The sequence below is a fragment of the Streptomyces coeruleorubidus genome (genome assembly GCF_008705135.1).
Classification (GTDB): Bacteria; Actinomycetota; Actinomycetes; order Streptomycetales; family Streptomycetaceae; genus Streptomyces; species Streptomyces coeruleofuscus.
Genome location: NZ_CP023694.1, coordinates 6,702,521 through 6,719,807, shown reverse-complemented (window position 1 = coordinate 6,719,807; position 17,287 = coordinate 6,702,521). Strand labels below are relative to the sequence as shown.

Genomic DNA, 17,287 nt, shown 5'->3' with positions numbered 1-17,287 from the left:
GGGCGGCCGACCTCCCTCTATGCCCCGCTGTGCGGCGACTTCCTGAGTACCTCGGTCAGCGCCGAGACGCTGTGCTCACCGTGGCCCGCCTCAGCCGCCCGGCGCACCAGATCGTGCAGGGGAGCCAGCCAGGCGGTGTCCACGTTCGTCTCCTCGCCCAGGTCGTCGTCATGGGCCGCGGCCGCGAGGAAGAGGTTCACCGAACTGGCGGCATCGCTGTAGTCACCGCTGTCGATCTCCGCGGCGTACACCGGCAGCAGCGCTTTGATCATGTCCAGCCACTTGCCGGCGAACCGCACCATCGAGTCCACTCGCAGTCCGCGTGCCTGGACGGCGGCAGCCCCCTGGAAGAAGCCTACGAGCGCGGGCAGCAGCATCGCGCCCACCGCCATCTCGTACAGCGCGGCGAGATCGGGTTCCTCCCCGAGATGGACGGTGTCGCCTCCCAGCACCCTCAGGGTCTCCCCGTACTCCTCGAAGACGGCCCGGTCGCCGCTGTAGTAGAGCAGCGTGTCCGGTGCACCCACCGCCGCCGGTACGTTCTTGACCGCGCCGGTGAGCAGACGGGCGCCGTGCGCGCCGGCCCACGCGGCCGTCTCACGGGCGCCTGCCGGGGAGCCGCTGTTCAGGGTGACGAGGGTTCGTCCCCGTAAGGCACGCGCGGCGGGCTCCAGCGCCGCGCGGGTGTCCTCGAAGGTGGTCAGACAGGTGACGACCAGTCCACTGGCCGCGACCGCGTCCGCGATGGACGCGGCGTGCAGCGCCCCCTGGTCCACCAGCGGCCCGGCCCGGCCCGGGGTGCGGTTCCAGACGGTCGTCGGATGTCCCGCCGCCACGAACGCCTCGGCCAGTGCCCGGCCCATCGAACCCAGTCCGACGACGGTGACCGATGTGCGGTTGTCCCCAGCCATGTTTTCTCTCCCTTGTTCTCCGTACGGGAGCGTTCTCCGTACGGGAATCCATGCTGGGTGGTCGCGTACATTCCCTCAAGTACCTACATTTTCCTCGGGTACTGACATTCTTGTTCGTGGGAGGGCCGAATGACGAAACGCACGTATACCTGTGGACTGGACGCCGCCATCGCCGTCATGGGCGGAAAGTGGAAGGGTCTGATTCTGTTTTCGCTCGGCGAAGGACCCTTACGCTTCGGGGAGTTGAGGCGGACCGTGGCCGGCATCAGCGAAAGGATGCTGATTCTTCAGCTCCGCGAGATGGAGCACAGCGGTCTCGTCCACCGCGAAGTGCATCATCAGGTGCCGCCGAAGGTGGAGTACTCGCTGACCGATTTCGGCCATTCCCTCAACGCGGCGATGGCGCCCCTCGGTGAATGGGGCGAGGAAAACCTGGAGCGGATCGAAGCCATTCCGTGAGCGGAATCATGCCGTTCCTTCGGCCGGCCGGGCCGGTTCCGGGCGGTGTATCCCTCGGGGGCGGTATCCCAGGGCGTCCGCGAGGCCGACGAGATCCGCGAGCAGCCAGACGATGGCGAGCCACATCTCCGTGCCCTGGAGCCCGGGTTCACGGCCCGGGCCGGTGCCGTCGGGGGTCGGGCCGAAGGGGAAGCCCCGGCCCGGGTGCCAGCGGCCCAGGGCGGCGGTGAGCTGGTTCGCCGCCCAGGAGCGGGCCTCCTCGGCGCGGTGGCCGGTCTGCCGGGCGCAGAGCCACAAGGGGTGGATCACGTCCAGGACGTTGCAGGCGTTCTCCCGGCCGGGCGCGAAGTGGCGGGGGTCGCGAGCGTGGTCGAGGACGGTGTCGATCACGCGCTCCGCGTACGGTACGGGCAGGCCGAACTGGGCGAAGGAGCCCCGGGTGAGCCGGTAGTAGCCGTTGACCATCTGGAGGCGCCCGGACTCGGGGGTGGGCGAGCCCCACATGCCCGTCCAGGGGTCGGCGTGAGTGTGCAGCCAGCCGAACAGCGCCTCCAGCGCCCCGGGGGCGGCCGCCCCCGTGCCGAGGCGCAGGTTCCAGTGCGCGGCGGTGGACCAGGAGTCGACCCACGCCCCGGCGTGCCAGGCACGGTCGCGCCAGGGCAGGTCGGCCAGGTGCCGGACCAGTCGGTCCGCCGTGGTGGTGCGCACCGTGTGGACCGGGTGCGCGAAGGAACTGCCGAGCAGGTCCAGCGCGTAGCCCACGCACAGCACGTGATAGGCCGAGGCCCCGTCCTCCGGCAGCCCGGCCGGACCGGGGACCGGCGGGGACGCGCCGTACTCGGGGACCAGTCCGGTGACGGGGTCCTGGAGCGCCCGCAGCCGTGCCGCGTGCTCGGCGGCGGGCAGATCGGGCGGCGCTTCCCCGAGCAGCAGCCCGGCGATCTCGACGGCGTCGCAGTGCGCCCGCACGGTCGGCTCGGCACCGGGCCGGTCGACGTACCGGCCGGTGCCGGGCTGCCGGCAGCGGTCGAGCAGGTCGGCGGCCTGCGCGCGGGCGGCGGCGGCGAACGCGGACAGGTCACCGGCGAGCGCCGACGGCTCCTGGACGGGGTGCTGTGCCTCACTGCCCGATGCCGCGACACCCGATGCCGCAACAGGCGCCACTCCGCCCGGCACCCCCGCGCGTTGCGCCGCCCCACGCGGCTCCCTGCGGTCGCGGATCGGTCGGGCCGGGTTGCCGGCCGCCACCGTCCACGCGGGCAGGTCCTTCGTGACGACCGCGCCGGCGCCGACGACGCAGTGGTCGCCGATCGTGACGCCGTCCACGACGACCACGTGGGAACCGATCCACACGTCGTCGCCGACCGTGATCCCCCGGCTCGTGACGGGCTGCTGATGGACCGGCAGGTCGGGCGAGGTCCCGTGGTTGAAGGCGAGCAGCGAGCTGTGGGCGCCGATGCGCACCCCGTCCCCGAGGGTGACGGTGCCGCGCACCACGGTGAAGGGGTTGATCGTGCAGTCGGCGCCGGTGCGTATGTCACCGGTGACGTAGGCGTGGGCCGCGATGTACGAGCGGTCGCCCAGGTGCAGGACGTCCGGGTACACCGCGGCCGTCTCCGCGACGAAGCAGTCCTCACCGAGCCGTACCGACCCCGCTGTCCCGAGCAGCCGCTTCCGCCGCCGCTCCTGTGCCGCCCGCTGCCGCTGGGATGCCTGCTCCGCGTAGAGCCACGGACAGTGGTCGAAGAGGCCGTCGTCGCTCTCCTGCTGGTTCACGTGATCCTCCACCGGGTCGCGCGGGCGGACAGGGGAATCTGTGCCCGTGCCAAGCTGGGTCCCATGCCGATCTCCGGGAACCAGGATCTCGACGAGCCCACCACCGCGCGGCACCCGCGCTTCCCGGCCCTCCTGCTCGGCCTCCCGGTGCTCCTCTTCGCCCTGATCACCTGGCAGGTGGTCGCGGACGGCCCGCTCGTCCGGCTCGACGAGCGCGTCAGCCGCGGCCTCGTTCACCCGGACGGTCTCTCCGAGTTCCTCTCCGACCTCGGCAACGTCCAGGTCGCGGTCCCGGTCCTCGCCGCCGTGCTCGGATACGTCGCCCTGCGAACCCGCCGTACGGACCGCTGGTGGCTGCCCGTCACCGCCGCGGCCCTCCTCATGGCCCTGGTCCCGGCACTGATCATCCCGCTCAAGGAACTCACGGACCGCCCGGGCACCCCGGCCGTCCCGCCCGCCACCGGCTACTACCCCTCGGGCCACACCGCCACGGCCGCCGTCGCCTACGGCTGCGCGACCCTGCTCCTGCTCCCCCGGCTCCGCACGCTCTACGCCCGCCGCACCCTGGTCACCGCCTGCCTCGTCCTCGTACTCGGCGCGAGCTACGGACTGGTCCGCCGCGGCTACCACTGGCCGCTGGACGTGGTGGCGAGCTGGTGTCTGTGCGCGGTGCTGCTGTCGTCGCTGTGGCTGCTCCTCAGGCGGCCGGCGCCGCCCGAGTGGCCCCGGTAGGGCCTAACCGTCGTTGTGCGTGGCCAGTCCCGCCGCCGCCTCGTGCATCGCCAGTTCCAGCAGGGCCGGGTCCGTGAGGGTGCCCGAGCCGTCCGGGGGGACCAGCCAGCGGACTCCACCCGGTGAGGAACGGCCCGGGTACGGCACGACGATCCAGGTGCCTGCGCCCGCCGTGCGGATGCCCGTGCCGAGCCAGCGGGCGGCGGTGCCCGGCGGCACGAAGAACCCCATGCGCGCGTCGCCGAAGTCGACGAGGACGGGGCCCGGCTGGTCGAGCACCCGGCTGAGCACGTCGAGCGTGGCGTAGCCGAGTTCGCCGGGCAGGATGAGCACGTCCCACGCGCTGCCGGCCGGCAGCAGCGCGACCCCGAGCGGGCTGTGCTCCCACTCCCAGCGGCAGGCCCCGGGATCGGGTGCGACGGATGAGAGCCACTCGGCCGCCGTCTTCGCACCGGTCATCAGGAAGACCTCCATCTCACTCGTGAATCTCGCGAACGCGCAGGGCGTTCCGAGGACGTCACGAGGGAGAGGGAGGTCTCCTTACGGTCGTTACGCGGCTTTCGGCCCCTCGTTGGAGTGAACCGTCTCACACCTCGCAGGGTCAGCTGTCGAAGCCCAGCCCCAGCCGGTCCATCGTGCGCAGCCACAGGTTGCGGCGCCCGCCCTGGGCGTCCGCACGGGCCAGGGACCACTTGGTGAGGGCGATGCCCGTCCAGGCGAAGGGTTCCGGCGGGAAGGGCAGGGGCTTCTTGCGGACCATGTGCAGTTCCGTGCGTTCCGTGCGCTCGCCGGACAGCAGGTCCAGCATCACCTCGGCGCCGAAGCGCGTCGCGCCGACGCCCAGGCCCGTGTAGCCGGCGGCGTAGGCGACCTTCTGCTGGTGGGCGGTGCCGAAGAACGCCGAGAAGCGGGAGCAGGTGTCGATGGCGCCGCCCCAGGCGTGGGTGAAGCGGACGCCCTCCAGTTGCGGGAAGCAGGTGAAGAAGTGCCCGGCGAGCTTGGCGTAGGTCTCCGGGCGGTCGTCGTACTCGGCGCGGACGCGGCCGCCGTAGGGGTAGACCGCGTCGTAGCCGCCCCAGAGGATCCGGTTGTCGGCCGACAGGCGGAAGTAGTGGAACTGGTTGGCGCTGTCGCCGAGGCCCTGGCGGTTCTTCCAGCCGATCGACACGAGTTGCCCGGGGGTGAGCGGCTCGGTCATCAGGGCGTAGTCGTAGACCGGGACGGTGTACGAGCGGACGCGTCTGACCAGGTTCGGGAAGACGTTGGTGCCGAGGGCCACCTGGCGGGCGCGGATCCGGCCGTAGGGGGTGCGTACGGCCATGCCGGCCCCGTACGGCTTCAGCGTCAGCGCGGGGGTGTGCTCGTAGACGCGGACTCCCAGCTCCACGCACGCCCGCTTCAGACCCCAGGCCAGTTTCGCCGGGTGCAGCATCGCCACGCCCCTGCGGTCCCACAGGCCCGCCTGGAAGGTCGGTGAGTTCACCTGCTCCCGGACCGCCTCGGTGTCCAGGAACTCGACGTCCTCGGCGAGGCCCCGGCGGGCCGTCTCCTCGTGCCAGTCACGCAGTTCCGCCGCCTGGTACGGCTCGGTGGCGACGTCGATCTCGCCGGTGCGTTCGAAGTCGCAGTCGATGGAGTGCCGGGCGACCGCCGCCTCGATGTCATCGAGGTTGCGGGCACCCAGCTCCTGGAGCTTGTGGATCTCCTCCGGCCAGCGGGCGAGGCCGTTGGGCAGGCCGTGGGTGAGGGAGGCGGCGCAGAATCCGCCGTTGCGGCCCGAGGCGGCCCAGCCCACCTCGCGTCCCTCCACCAGCACCACGTCCCGCAGCGGGTCGCGTTCCTTGGCGATCAGCGCCGTCCACAGTCCGCTGTAGCCACCGCCCACGACCAGCAGATCGCAGGTCTCGGAGGTGGTGAGGGCGGGTTCGGGGCGGGGCCGGCCGGGGTCGTCCAGCCAGTACGGGACCGGCTGGGCGTCGGAAAGCGAACGAATCCACTGGTACGGCTGATTCATGGCGCTCGGGGCCATGATTTCAACTCCCTACGGTTATGCCTTTTGTCTGTTGCGGCGATTACCGACGGCCATGGAGGCCAGGACGAACAGCACGGCGACGATGAACATGACCGTTCCGATCACATTGATCTGAACGGGCGTTCCGCGCTGCGCCGAGCCCCAGACGAACATGGGGAAGGTGACCGTCGAGCCGGCGTTGAAATTGGTGATGATGAAGTCGTCGAAGGAGAGGGCGAAGGCGAGCATGGCGCCCGCCGCGATGCCCGGCGCCGCTATCGGCAGGGTGACCCGGACGAAGGTCTGGAACGGGCCCGCGTACAGGTCCCGCGCCGCCTCCTCCAGTTTGGGATCCATCGACATCACGCGCGCCTTGACGGCCGTGACCACGAAACTCAGGCAGAACATGATGTGCGCGATGAGGATCGTCCAGAAGCCCAGCTGGGCGCCCATGTTGAGGAACAGGGTGAGCAGCGAGGCGGCCATGACGACCTCGGGCATCGCCATCGGCAGGAAGATCAGCGAGTTCACGGCGCCGCGTGCGCGGAAGCGGTAGCGGACCAGCGCGAAGGCGATCAGCGTGCCGAGGAGCGTGGCGCCGAGGGTCGCCCAGAACGCGATCTGGAGGCTGACCGACAGCGAGCCGCACAGATCGGAGACCCCGCACGGGTCCTTCCAGGCGTCCAGGGAGAACTGCTGCCACTCGTAGTTGAAGCGCCCCTTCGGTTTGTTGAAGGAGAACACCGTGACGATGACGTTCGGCAGCAGGAGATAGGCGAGCGTCAGCAGTCCCGCGATGACGACGAGATTTCTTTTCAGCCAGTTGACGAAGGGCATTTAGACCAGATCCTCCGTCCCGGACCTGCGGATGTAGAGGGTGACCATGAGGAGAATGGCCGCCATGAGGATGAAGGAGAGCGCCGCGGCGGTCGGATAGTCGAGCACTCTCAGGAACTGCGTCTGGATGACGTTTCCGACCATGCGGGTGTCCGTGGAGCCGAGCAGATCGGCGTTGACGTAGTCGCCGGTGGCCGGGATGAAGGTCAGCAGCGTGCCGGAGACGACACCCGGCATCGACAGCGGGAAGGTGACCTTGCGGAAGGTCGTCCAGGGGCGGGCGTACAGGTCACCGGCGGCCTCGTGGAGCCGGCCGTCGATGCGCTCCAGCGAGGTGTAGAGCGGCAGGATCATGAACGGCAGGAAGTTGTACGTCAGGCCGCAGACCACCGCGAGCGGCGTGGCGAGGACCCGGTCGCCGGCGGTCCAGCCGAGCCAGCTGGTCACGTCCAGGACGTGCAGCGTGTCGAGGGCGCCGACGAGCGGGCCGCCGTCCGCGAGGATCGTCTTCCAGGCCAGGGTGCGGATCAGGAAGCTGGTGAAGAACGGCGCGATCACCAGGATCATGATCAGGTTCCGCCAGCGGCCCGCGCGGAAGGCGATCAGGTACGCGAGCGGGTAGCCGAGCAGCAGGCACAGGATGGTCGCGGTGCCCGCGTAGAGCACGGACCGGACGAACTGCGGCCAGTACGCGGACAGCGCGTCCCAGTACGTGGCGAAGTGCCAGGTGACCTTGTAGCCCTCCTCCAGGGAGCCCGTCTGCACGGACGTGGAGGCCTGGTAGATCATCGGCAGCGCGAAGAAGACCAGCAGCCAGAGGATGCCGGGCAGCAGCAGCCAGTACGGGGTCCAGCGGCCCCTGCGCTTCGGGGCTTTCGGCTCGGGGGCTTGTGGTGCGAGCGGCGGTGGCGCCTCGGTGAGTGTCGACATCAGGCCGCCTCTTCCACTCCGGCGTCCGCGTCCTGGTCCGCGTCCAGGCCGAAGGTGTGGGCCGGGTTCCAGTGCAGGACGACCTCGGCGCCCGGCACGAGCCGCGGGTCGCGGTCGATGTTCTGGGCGTAGACCTCGAAGTCGGAGCAGACCGGGCTGTCGACGACGTACTGCGTCGAGACGCCGATGAAGCTGGAGTCGGCTATCCGGCCGGTGATGCGGTTGCGGCCGTCGGGTATCTCGCCGGCGTCGTCCGCGTGGGTGAGGGAGATCTTCTCCGGGCGGACGCCGACCAGCACCTTGCCGCCGGTGGCCGCAGGGGCCGAACATCGCGCCTCGGGCAGGACGAGCTTGCCGCCGCCCGCCTTCAGCACGATCTCCTCGCCGCTCTTGGAGTCGACCTCGGCCTCGATGAAGTTGGAGGTGCCGAGGAAGTTGGCGACGAAGGTGGTGCGCGGGTTCTCGTAGAGGTCGGCCGGTGAGCCGAGTTGCTCGACGCGGCCCGCGTTCATCACGGCGACCGTGTCGGCCATGGTCATGGCCTCCTCCTGGTCGTGCGTGACATGGATGAAGGTGATGCCGACCTCGGTCTGGATGCGCTTGAGCTCCAGCTGCATCTGGCGGCGCAGCTTCAGGTCGAGGGCGCCGAGCGGCTCGTCGAGCAGGAGCACCTTGGGGTGATTGATCAGCGCGCGGGCCACGGCGACGCGCTGCTGCTGGCCGCCGGAGAGCTGGTGCGGCTTCTTGCGGGCCTGCTCGCCGAGCTGGACCAGATCGAGCATCTCCCCGACCTGCTTCTTCACGGACTTGATGCCGCGCCGGCGCAGGCCGAAGGCGACGTTCTCGAAGATGTCGAGGTGCGGGAAGAGTGCGTAGGACTGGAAGACCGTGTTCACGGGCCGCTTGTACGGCGGGAGCGCGGTCACGTCCTGGCCGCCCAGCGAGACCGTGCCGGCGGAAGGTTCCTCCAGGCCGGCGATCATACGCAGGGTGGTGGTCTTGCCGCAGCCGGAGGCGCCGAGCAGGGCGAAGAAGGAGCCCTGCGGCACGGTCAGGTCGAGCGGATGGACGGCGGTGAAGGCGCCGTAGGTCTTGGATATGCCCGTCAGGCGGACGTCGCCGGTGGGGTCTGTCTTGTTCGTCATCTTGGGTCACGCCCCCGTCAGCTTCGCGAACTTCTCTTCGAACTCGGTCTCTTCCTTCGAGCTCAGCGAGCGGAAGGCGTGCGACTTGGCGGCCATGGCCTTGTCGGGGATGATCAGCGGGTTGTTCGCCGCGTCCTCGTCGATCTTCGCGAGCTCGGCCTTCACACCGTCGACGGGGCACACGTAGTTGATGTACGCGGCGAGTTCGGCGGCCGGCTTCGGCTCGTAGTAGAAGTCGATGAGCCGCTCGGCGTTCGTCTTGTGCCGGGCCTTGTTGGGGATGAGCAGGTTGTCGGTCGACGTCATGTATCCGCTGTCCGGGATGAGGAAGTCGATGTCGGGGCTGTCCGCCTTGAGCTGGACGACGTCACCGGCCCAGGCGACACAGGCCGCGAAGTCGCCGCTGGTCAGGTCCGAGGTGTAGTCGTTGCCGGTGAAGCGGCGGATCTGGCCCTTGTCGACGGCCTTCTGGAGCCGGGCGATGGCCGCGTCGTAGTCGTCGGCGGTGAAGTCCGCGGGGTCCTTGCCCATGTCGAGCAGCGTCATGCCGACGCTGTCGCGCATCTCCGACAGGAAGCCGACCCGCCCCTTGAGCTTGGGGTTGTCGAGCAGGTCCGATATCGACTTCACCTCGACGCCGTCGAGGGCCTTCTTGTTGTACGCGATGACGGTCGAGATGCCCTGCCAGACGTACGAGTAGGCGCGGCCCGGGTCCCAGTCGGGGCTGCGGAACTGGGCCGAAAGGTTGGCGTAGGCGTGCGGCAGGTTGGCGGGGTCGAGCTTCTGCACCCAGCCGAGGCGGATGAGGCGGCCGGCCAGCCAGTCGGTGAGGACGATGATGTCGCGGCCGGTGTCCTGGCCCGCGGCGAGCTGCGGCTTGATCTTGCCGAAGAACTCGTTGTTGTCGTTGATGTCCTCGGTGTACTTGACCTTGATGCCCGTGCGTTTCGTGAACTGCTCCAGCGTCGGGTGGTGCTTGCCGCTGTCGTCGACGTCCATGTACTCGGTCCAGTTGGAGAAGTTCACGGTCTTCTCCTTGGCCGAGCGGTCCTCCGCCGGGACGCCGCCCTGCGACTGGCCCGCCGCCGGGATGCCGCAGGCGCTCAGCGACCCGAGTCCGCCGGCCGCGAGCGCCCCGCCCGCGGAGGCGCGCAGCAGCGACCGCCGGGTGAGGGCGGCCCTGCCGTTCCTGAAACTGCGCCGCATGGCGGCCACTTGGGCCGGGGACAGGCGGTCGGGCTCGTACTGCTCCATGCGCGTGGTGCCCTTTCGAAAGGGTGGGCGGCCGTTGGTCAGGCGGCCTGCAGACGACTATCGGTCCCCGAAGACGGTGCGGTGCCAGTCCTTCGCGGCCACCGCGGTGTTGTCGAACATGACGTGCTTGATCTGGGTGTACTCCTCGAACGAGTACGCGGACATGTCCTTGCCGCAGCCGGAGGACTTGTAGCCGCCGTGCGGCATCTCGCTGATGATCGGGATGTGGTCGTTGACCCACACACAGCCCGCCTTGATCTCGCGCGTGGCCCGGTTCGCCCGGTACACGTCCCGGCTCCAGGCGGAGGCGGCGAGCCCGTACGGGGTGTCGTTGGCGAGTGCGATGCCCTCGTCGTCGCTGTCGAAGGGCAGCACGACCAGGACCGGGCCGAAGATCTCGGACTGGACGACCTCGCTGTCCTGGGCGGCGCCGGCGATGAGGGTGGGCCGGTAGTAGGCGCCCTTGGCGAGCTCGCCCTCGGGTGCTTCGCCTCCGGTCACCACGCGCGCGTAGGCCCGTGCCCGGTCCACGAACCCGGCCACCCGGTCCCGCTGCGCGTGCGAGATCAGCGGTCCGAGGTCGGTGCCGGCTGCGAAGGGGTCGCCGAGCCGGACGGTCTCCATGAGCGCCGCGGTCCGTTCCACGAAGGCGTCGTACAGCGGTCGCTGCACGTACGCGCGCGTGGCGGCCGTGCAGTCCTGCCCGGTGTTGATGAGCGCGCCGGCGACCGCGCCGTGGGCGGCGGCCTCCAGGTCGGCGTCGTCGAAGACCACGAAGGGCGCCTTGCCGCCGAGCTCCAGGTGGAGGCGTTTGACGGTGGCGGTGGCGATCTCCGCGACGCGCTTGCCGACGGCGGTGGAGCCGGTGAAGGAGGTCATGGCCACGTCGGGGTGGCCGACGAGGTGCTCACCGGCCTCCCTGCCGGTGCCGGTGACGATGTTGATCACACCGTCCGGGATCCCGGCGTCCGTGGCCGCCTGGGCGAAGAGCAGTGAGGTCAGCGGGGTGAGCTCGGCGGGCTTCAGGACGATCGTGTTGCCTGCCGCGATCGCCGGCAGGACCTTCCAGGCGGCCATCTGGAGGGGGTAGTTCCAGGGTGCGATGGAACCGACTACACCGATGGGCTCGCGCCGGATGTACGACGTGTGGTCCCCGGAGTACTCGCCGGCGGACTGGCCCTGGAGAAGCCGTGCGGCACCGGCGAAGAAGGCGGTGTTGTCGATCGTCCCCGGGACGTCGAACTCGCGGCTCAGCTTCAGCGGCTTGCCGCACTGGAGCGACTCGGCGCGGGCGAAGTCCTCGGCGCGGTCGGCCAGGACCGCGGCGAACCGGTGCAGGGCGTCGCAACGCTCGCCCGGCGTGGCCCCCGCCCAGCCCGGGAAGGCCTCGCGCGCGGCTGCGACGGCCCGGTCGACGTCGGCCGTGCCCGCCAGCTCGTAACGGAGCACCTCCTCGCCCGACGCCGGGTCGACGACCGCGTGCGTGCGGCCGGAGGTGCCCCTGGTCAGGCGGCCGGCGATGTACTGCGCGCCCTCCGCGAAGCGCTCCTCGGCCGGGAATCGGTCCGGGGTTGCGTTGCCCGGGTTGTGCATGTCGCTCTCCTCCGTGTCCCCGTGGTGGGGCCGGCGTGGCTCAGGCTCGATTTGAGTGCCGATCCTGACAGAGGGATGTCACTCCAACAAGGGATTCCGTTGTTGATTTTTGGTTACGCGACGGAATCTGTCGACCAGGTGTCGAGTCCGCCAGGAAAAGGCAGGACGCTGTGTCAGTGGTGCGTGCCAGACTCGCGTGCATGGAGGAGATCACGGGGGCGGTCGGCTCCCGGGACGCCCTGATCAGGGCCGTCCGCGCCGGCGCGAGGGTCAAGTATCTGCACTTCTGGGGGCACCGGCCGCGGCCGGACGGCCGCATCGGGGCGAGCTGCCTGAGCCAGTGGTGGCCGGCGCCGTTCACGGTGGACGGCGTGGAGTACGCGACGGCCGAGCACTGGATGATGGCGGGCAAGGCCCGGCTCTTCGAGGACGCGGCGGCGGAGCGTGCCGTGCTCGCCGCCGGGCATCCCGCCGAGGCGAAGAAGGCCGGGCGGCTGGTGCGCGGGTTCGACGAAGCGATATGGCGGCGGGAGCGGTTCCGGATCGTCGTGGAGGGCAGCGTCCACAAGTTCGGCGCGCATCCGGAGCTGCGGGGGTTTCTGCTGGGCACGGGCGGGAGAGTGCTGGTCGAGGCCAGTCCCGTGGACCGGGTGTGGGGCATCGGGCTGGCCGCGGACGACGAGGCGGCGATGGATCCGGAGCGGTGGCGGGGGCCGAACCTGCTGGGCTTCGCGCTGATGGAGGCGCGGGAGCGGCTGCGCGAGACGTAGGTGGCATGCGTCGGGGGCCGGCCCATGGGACCGGCCCCCGTGCGGCAGCAGCTTCAGGCAGCCGCGCCGAGCCCGCCCATGATGCTGGCGAAGAGCAGGAAGCCCAGCAGCGGCAGGATCACGGTGGCGATGATGCCGCAGACCAGTCCGGCGGTCGCCGCGCCCTTGTTGGTGGCCTCGCCCCGGGTGGCCTTGCCCCGGCCGATGGCTCCGAAGATGATCGCCAGGATGCCGAGGATCACGCCGAAGAACCACAGGATGAAGGTCACGCTGCACACCACGCCGATGATGCCCAGCACCAGCCCCGTGGTTCCCATGCCGTTGCTCGGCTGCGCGGGCATCGCGTAGCCGGGCGCCTGGGGGTAGCCCACCGGCGGTGCGGCCGGGTAGCCGGGGCCGCCCTGGGGGTAGCCGTAGCCGGGGCCGCCCTGCTGCGGATAGCCGTAGCCGGGGGCCGGCTGCTGCGGGGGCTGGGACGGCGGACCGAACCCACCGGGCGTGGGATTGGTGTTGGACATGACGATCTCCCCTCCGTTGTCAGACCAGGGAATCGTAGTGGCCAAGTCCGCCGCGCAGTACGGCTGTTTCAGTGGTGGGACGGGACGGTGGCGACCGGGGCGCGCGCGCCGTAGTACGGGTCGTCGTACGGCTCGTCGCTGTTGATCGCGGCCGTGATGCCGACGGCTATCAGGACGATCACCGCGATGCCGAGGATGATCCCGATGATGCCCATGATCAGGCCCGCCTGGGCCTGACCGTGGTTGGTGGCCACTCCGGCCTCGGCGCGCTTGCGGCCCTTGATGCCGAAGACGACGGCGAGGATGCCGGTGACCAGGGAGACCACGCCGTACAGACAGAAGAGGGTGCAGGAGATGATGCCCAGCACCATGGCGGCGACGCCCATGCCGTTCTGGGGGGCCGGCGGCATGCCGGGCCAGCCGTAGCCCGTCTGGGGATAGCCGGGGTAGCCGTAGCCGCCGGTTGCCGCCGGGCCGGTGGGGGCGGCGGGCGGGGGCGGGACGGCGCCGGTGCCCGAGGTGTCGAACTGCGGCGTGCCGGTGGGTGGCGTGAAACCCGCGCTCGGCATCGAGGTGACCGTGGCCTGGTCGTGCACGGAGGGCGGTCCTGCGGTGGGGGGCTGGTCCTTGTCGAGTGACGGCCGGTTCTCCGGGGGCGCCCACGGGTCGTGGCCGCCGCCTCCGCCGGGCTGCGTCGGGTCCGTCATGGTGCATCCCCCCTGGGTCGATCGTGCCGCCATGCTACGGGGCCGTTCGGTGCGGGCCACAGTGCGGGTTGCGTTGGGGCTGGTCGCGCCCCCGCGGCGGAGCCGCATACCGGTACTGCCCCGCGCCCCTGAGGGCGCTGCTCCAGCGCCTACGATGAGACCCGAGTCATCGATCAGCCGATCACCCGCGCCCCGCCCGCCACGCGCCGGCAGGGGCGCCGTTCCGGGGAGGAACCCTTGACCGAGCATCTCGTCGACCCCCGCGCCCCACGCGACCTGAAGGCCTTCGTCGCCGGTCTGCCCAAGGCCGAACTGCACGTGCACCACGTGGGCTCCGCCTCCCCCCGGATCGTGTCCGAACTGGCCGCCCGCCACCCCGACTCGAAGGTCCCGACCGATCCCGCTGCCCTGGTCGACTACTTCTCCTTCACCGACTTCGCCCACTTCATCGAGGTGTACCTGTCGGTCGTCGACCTCATCCGCACCCCGGAGGACGTCCGGCTGCTGACCTACGAGGTGGCCCGTGACCTGGCCCGCCAGCAGGTGCGGTACGCCGAGCTGACCATCACCCCGTTCTCCTCCACCCGCCGCGGCATCGACGAGCGCGCCTTCATGGACGCGATCGAGGACGCCCGCAAGTCCGCCGAGGCCGATTTCGGCACCGTGCTGCGCTGGTGCTTCGACATCCCCGGCGAGGCCGGGCTCGAAGCCGCCGAGGAGACGACCCGGCTCGCCACCGACGACCGGCTCCGCCCGGAGGGCCTGGTCTCCTTCGGTCTGGGCGGGCCCGAGGTCGGCGTGCCGCGTCCGCAGTTCAAGCCGTACTTCGACCGGGCGATCGCGGCCGGGCTGCACTCCGTACCGCACGCCGGTGAGACCACCGGCCCGGAGACGGTGTGGGACGCCCTCACGCATCTGCGGGCCGAGCGCATCGGCCACGGCACCAGCTCCGCGCAGGACCCGAAGCTCCTCGCGCACCTCGCCGAGCACCGGATCCCGCTGGAGGTGTGCCCGACCTCCAACATCGCCACGCGCGCGGTCCGCACGCTCGACGAGCACCCGATCAAGGAGTTCGCCGAGGCCGGGGTCGTCGTCACGATCAACTCCGACGACCCGCCGATGTTCGGCACCGACCTCGACAACGAGTACGCGGTGGCCGCCCGGCTGCTCGACCTCGACGAGCGGGGCCTGGCCGAGCTGGCGAAGAACGCCGTCGAGGCGTCCTTCCTGGACGCCGCGGGCAAGGCCCGGATCAACGAGGAGATCGACACGTACACCGCGGGGTGGCTCGACCGGTGACGCCCTCACCCGAGCGCCCCGGACGGCTCGTGACCGCCGTGGCCCACCGGGGCGACCCGTACCGCCACCGCGAGAACACCGTCGCCTCGCTGCGTTCCGCGCTCGAACGGGGCGCGGACGCGGTGGAGATCGACGTACGGCTGACCCGGGACGGCGTGCCGGTGCTGCTGCACGACGGGACGCTGAAGCGGCTCTGGGAGCAGGAGCGGCCGGTGCTCGCGCTGTCCTGGGAGGAGGTGCGCGGACTGACCGGCGGCGGGGTTCCGGCCCTGACGGAGGCGCTGGCCGCGACCGACGGCAACCGGGTGATGATCGACCTGCCCGGCTCACCGGACGTGCGGGCGGTGCGGCGGGTGATGGACGCCGTACGGGAGGCCGGGGCGGCGGACCGCGTCTACTACTGCGCGGGCGCCGACGCCATGCTCGCCGTGCGCGCGGCGGACCCGGCCGCGGAGATCGCCCTCACCTGGACGACACTGGCCCCGCCCCGGCCCGTCCTGCTGGAGGCGATCCGCCCGCGCTGGCTCAACTACCGCTTCTCGCTGGTGGACCGCCTCCTCGCCGACCGCGTCCACCGCGACGGCTACCTGCTGTCCGTCTGGACCCCCGACACGAGCCGCGCCATGCGACGGCTGCTGAAGGCGGGGGTGGACTCGATCACGACCAACCGCATCGACGTGCTGTGCGCTACACGCGCGAGCGCTGCGGGACGGTCGCCGGATCGTCCGGGGTCGAGCGCGTGACGTACTGCGGCACCGGCGCGCTGTCCGTGCCGGTGTCGCGGACGAGGCCGTAGCGGATCGCGCCCTGGGCGGGGCCCGTGTTGACGTCCTTGTCAACGGCCTCCCAGTCGGAGGGGAAGACGGCGATGCCGTAGTCGCAGCCGCGTTCGTTCTGGGTGAGGGTGACGGTGCCGTCGACGTAGAAGTACTCGTTCTGCCACATCTGCTGGGTGCCGGGCGGCAGCACCGCGTATCCGATGTCCGGGCCGCCCATGCCGGTGACGTAGCCGTTCGGGGCGCCGGGCAGTGGGTCGTCCATGCGGCGCGAGCCGCCGGAGGCCACGTGGAACAGCTTGCCCTTCAGGCCGGTCCAGGTCGGCATGACCACAGCGCCGGGCCGGGCGTGCGGCGAGATCTGCCAGCGGACCAGGACATAGCCCCGGCCGCTCAGCGTCACGCTGTCGCCGCGGTGCTGCATGACGGCCTTCGGGCCGCCGGTGCTGGTGATGCCGGACTCGGGGCGGCGGGGCAGGGTGGCGGGCCGGGCGTCCGGGTCGGGGGCGCGGTCGCCGGCGTCGACGACCGTGCCGTACAGGTCGGCCTTCCTCTTCGCCGACGGGGAGGGCGTGGGGCTGGGGCTGGGCGTGGCGGAGGGCGGCGGTTCGGACGTGGCCGTCGCCGTGGGGGTGACCGCGGCCCGGGGAGGCGGGGCGTCCGGCGGCTGCGTGACGACGTAGGCGCCGCCCGCGACCATCGTCGCGCCGGCGGTCATCACGACGGCCGGCTTGGTGAGCGCGCCCAGCAGCTTGGCGGACCACCCGGCGGAGGTGGCGGCCACCGCCGTCTTGCCGCCGAAGGCGAGCGACAGGGTGAACCCGACGGGCAGCGGGACGAGCGCGATACCGACCAGGAGGCGTTCCGCCGGTACGACCGTCTCGTGGGTGCCGCCGCAGTAGCCGCAGCCCCGGATGTGCCGGGCCAGCCGCTTGCGCCACACCGAGTCGGGCCGGCCGTTCCAGCGGCCGGTCAGCTCGCGCAGGTCGGGGCAGGCGCCGTCCAGGGCGCGGACGATGCCGCGCGAGGTCTCCAGGCGCTCCTTCATCCGCTGCACGCGCACGGCGGCGTGCTGCCGGGTGATGCCGACGGCGGCGGCCAGCTCGCGCCGGGTCAGTTCGCCCGCGACTTCCAGCCACCACAGCGACATCAGCTGCCGGTCCTCGTCGTCGAGCCACCGCGCGGCCTCGGCGACCTCGCGCCGCTGCCCCTCGAGCTGGAGCCGCAGCACGGTCAGTTCGGCGAAGTCGGCGGCCGGTGCCTCCTCCAGCCGGTCCGCCGTCCGGCGCCGGGCCCGGTCGCGTATCTGGCGCATGGCGATCGCCACCAGCCAGGACCGGAAGCTGTCCGGGTCGCGCAGCGAGCCGAGGTTGCCGACCGCGCGCAGCATGGTCTCCTGGACGACGTCGTCGACGTCGGCGTGCCCGTTCAGGGCCCGGCCCACGATGTTGTAGACCAGCGGCAGCCAGCCCGCGACCAGCTCGTCCAGCGCCTGCCGGTCGCCGGACTGCGCCGCCGTGATGGTGGCGCGCCAGTGCTGACTGTCCACGGTGGCCTCTCGCCGGCTGG

Annotated in this window: 17 protein-coding genes; 5 read left to right on the top strand and 12 right to left on the bottom strand. The window is 71.1% G+C overall.

The window, feature by feature from the left end; all coding sequences use genetic code 11:
- Positions 1–17 precede the first annotated feature (17 nt).
- Entirely contained in the window at positions 18–911 is an 894-nt protein-coding gene (locus CP976_RS31235; RefSeq protein WP_150483312.1) for an NAD(P)-dependent oxidoreductase, read from the bottom strand.
- A 129-nt stretch (positions 912–1,040) separates the two neighbouring features.
- Here CP976_RS31235 and CP976_RS31230 point away from each other — a divergent pair, with 129 nt between their 5' ends.
- The gene (locus tag CP976_RS31230) at positions 1,041–1,370 is read left to right on the top strand and encodes a winged helix-turn-helix transcriptional regulator (RefSeq protein WP_150483311.1); all 330 of its coding nucleotides are present in this window, start codon (positions 1,041–1,043) and stop codon (positions 1,368–1,370) included.
- Positions 1,371–1,376: 6 nt separating this feature from the next.
- On the opposite strand, the gene CP976_RS31225 is transcribed toward CP976_RS31230, so the two are convergent.
- Positions 1,377–3,146: an acyltransferase gene (locus tag CP976_RS31225; RefSeq protein WP_150483310.1), complete on the bottom strand. Its 1,770-nt coding sequence runs from the start codon at positions 3,144–3,146 to the stop codon at positions 1,377–1,379.
- A gap of 63 nt (positions 3,147–3,209) precedes the next feature.
- Between CP976_RS31225 and CP976_RS31220 the strand changes: the two genes are divergently transcribed.
- Entirely contained in the window at positions 3,210–3,878 is a 669-nt protein-coding gene (locus CP976_RS31220; protein WP_150483309.1) for a phosphatase PAP2 family protein, read from the top strand.
- Between the two features lie 3 nt (positions 3,879–3,881).
- Here the strand turns inward: CP976_RS31220 and CP976_RS31215 are convergent, their stop codons facing one another.
- The 7 genes from CP976_RS31215 to CP976_RS31185 form a co-directional block, all read right to left on the bottom strand.
- Positions 3,882–4,337: a hypothetical protein gene (locus tag CP976_RS31215; RefSeq protein WP_150483308.1), complete on the bottom strand. Its 456-nt coding sequence runs from the start codon at positions 4,335–4,337 to the stop codon at positions 3,882–3,884.
- A gap of 142 nt (positions 4,338–4,479) precedes the next feature.
- Positions 4,480–5,907 carry an NAD(P)/FAD-dependent oxidoreductase gene (locus CP976_RS31210; protein WP_150483307.1) on the bottom strand — a complete coding sequence of 476 codons (1,428 nt, stop codon included), beginning with the start codon at positions 5,905–5,907 and terminating at the stop codon, positions 4,480–4,482.
- A gap of 18 nt (positions 5,908–5,925) precedes the next feature.
- Positions 5,926–6,726 (bottom strand): ABC transporter permease, encoded by an 801-nt coding sequence (locus CP976_RS31205; RefSeq protein ID WP_150483306.1) that lies wholly within the window; start codon positions 6,724–6,726, stop codon positions 5,926–5,928.
- Positions 6,727–7,656: an ABC transporter permease gene (locus CP976_RS31200; protein ID WP_150483305.1), complete on the bottom strand. Its 930-nt coding sequence runs from the start codon at positions 7,654–7,656 to the stop codon at positions 6,727–6,729. It abuts the gene before it with no gap.
- Positions 7,656–8,801, bottom strand: coding sequence for an ABC transporter ATP-binding protein (locus tag CP976_RS31195; protein ID WP_150483304.1), 1,146 nt, complete (start codon positions 8,799–8,801; stop codon positions 7,656–7,658). Before CP976_RS31195 ends, CP976_RS31200 begins: the two co-directional genes overlap by 1 nt.
- A 6-nt stretch (positions 8,802–8,807) precedes the next feature.
- The gene (locus tag CP976_RS31190) at positions 8,808–10,055 is read right to left on the bottom strand and encodes a polyamine ABC transporter substrate-binding protein (protein ID WP_150483303.1); all 1,248 of its coding nucleotides are present in this window, start codon (positions 10,053–10,055) and stop codon (positions 8,808–8,810) included.
- Between the two features lie 57 nt (positions 10,056–10,112).
- A complete protein-coding gene (locus tag CP976_RS31185; protein ID WP_150483302.1) occupies positions 10,113–11,648 on the bottom strand; it encodes a gamma-aminobutyraldehyde dehydrogenase in 1,536 nt (511 codons plus the stop codon).
- A 200-nt stretch (positions 11,649–11,848) separates the two neighbouring features.
- Here CP976_RS31185 and CP976_RS31180 point away from each other — a divergent pair, with 200 nt between their 5' ends.
- Entirely contained in the window at positions 11,849–12,418 is a 570-nt protein-coding gene (locus CP976_RS31180; protein ID WP_150483301.1) for an NADAR family protein, read from the top strand.
- A 53-nt stretch (positions 12,419–12,471) separates the two neighbouring features.
- Here CP976_RS31180 and CP976_RS31175 read toward each other — a convergent pair whose 3' ends face one another.
- A complete protein-coding gene (locus CP976_RS31175; RefSeq protein WP_150483300.1) occupies positions 12,472–12,936 on the bottom strand; it encodes a DUF4190 domain-containing protein in 465 nt (154 codons plus the stop codon).
- Between the two features lie 68 nt (positions 12,937–13,004).
- Positions 13,005–13,643 carry a DUF4190 domain-containing protein gene (locus CP976_RS31170; protein WP_150483299.1) on the bottom strand — a complete coding sequence of 213 codons (639 nt, stop codon included), beginning with the start codon at positions 13,641–13,643 and terminating at the stop codon, positions 13,005–13,007.
- Between the two features lie 180 nt (positions 13,644–13,823).
- Between CP976_RS31170 and CP976_RS31165 the strand changes: the two genes are divergently transcribed.
- Positions 13,824–14,942, top strand: coding sequence for an adenosine deaminase (locus CP976_RS31165; protein WP_150483298.1), 1,119 nt, complete (start codon positions 13,824–13,826; stop codon positions 14,940–14,942).
- Positions 14,939–15,685, top strand: a complete 747-nt coding sequence (locus CP976_RS31160; RefSeq protein WP_150483297.1) for a glycerophosphodiester phosphodiesterase — start codon at positions 14,939–14,941, stop codon at positions 15,683–15,685. The genes CP976_RS31165 and CP976_RS31160 overlap by 4 nt, the downstream gene beginning before the upstream one ends.
- Here CP976_RS31160 and CP976_RS31155 read toward each other — a convergent pair.
- Positions 15,630–17,267, bottom strand: a complete 1,638-nt coding sequence (locus CP976_RS31155) for an RNA polymerase sigma factor (protein ID WP_150483296.1) — start codon at positions 17,265–17,267, stop codon at positions 15,630–15,632. The genes CP976_RS31160 and CP976_RS31155 overlap by 56 nt on opposite strands.
- Positions 17,268–17,287: the final 20 nt, after the last annotated feature.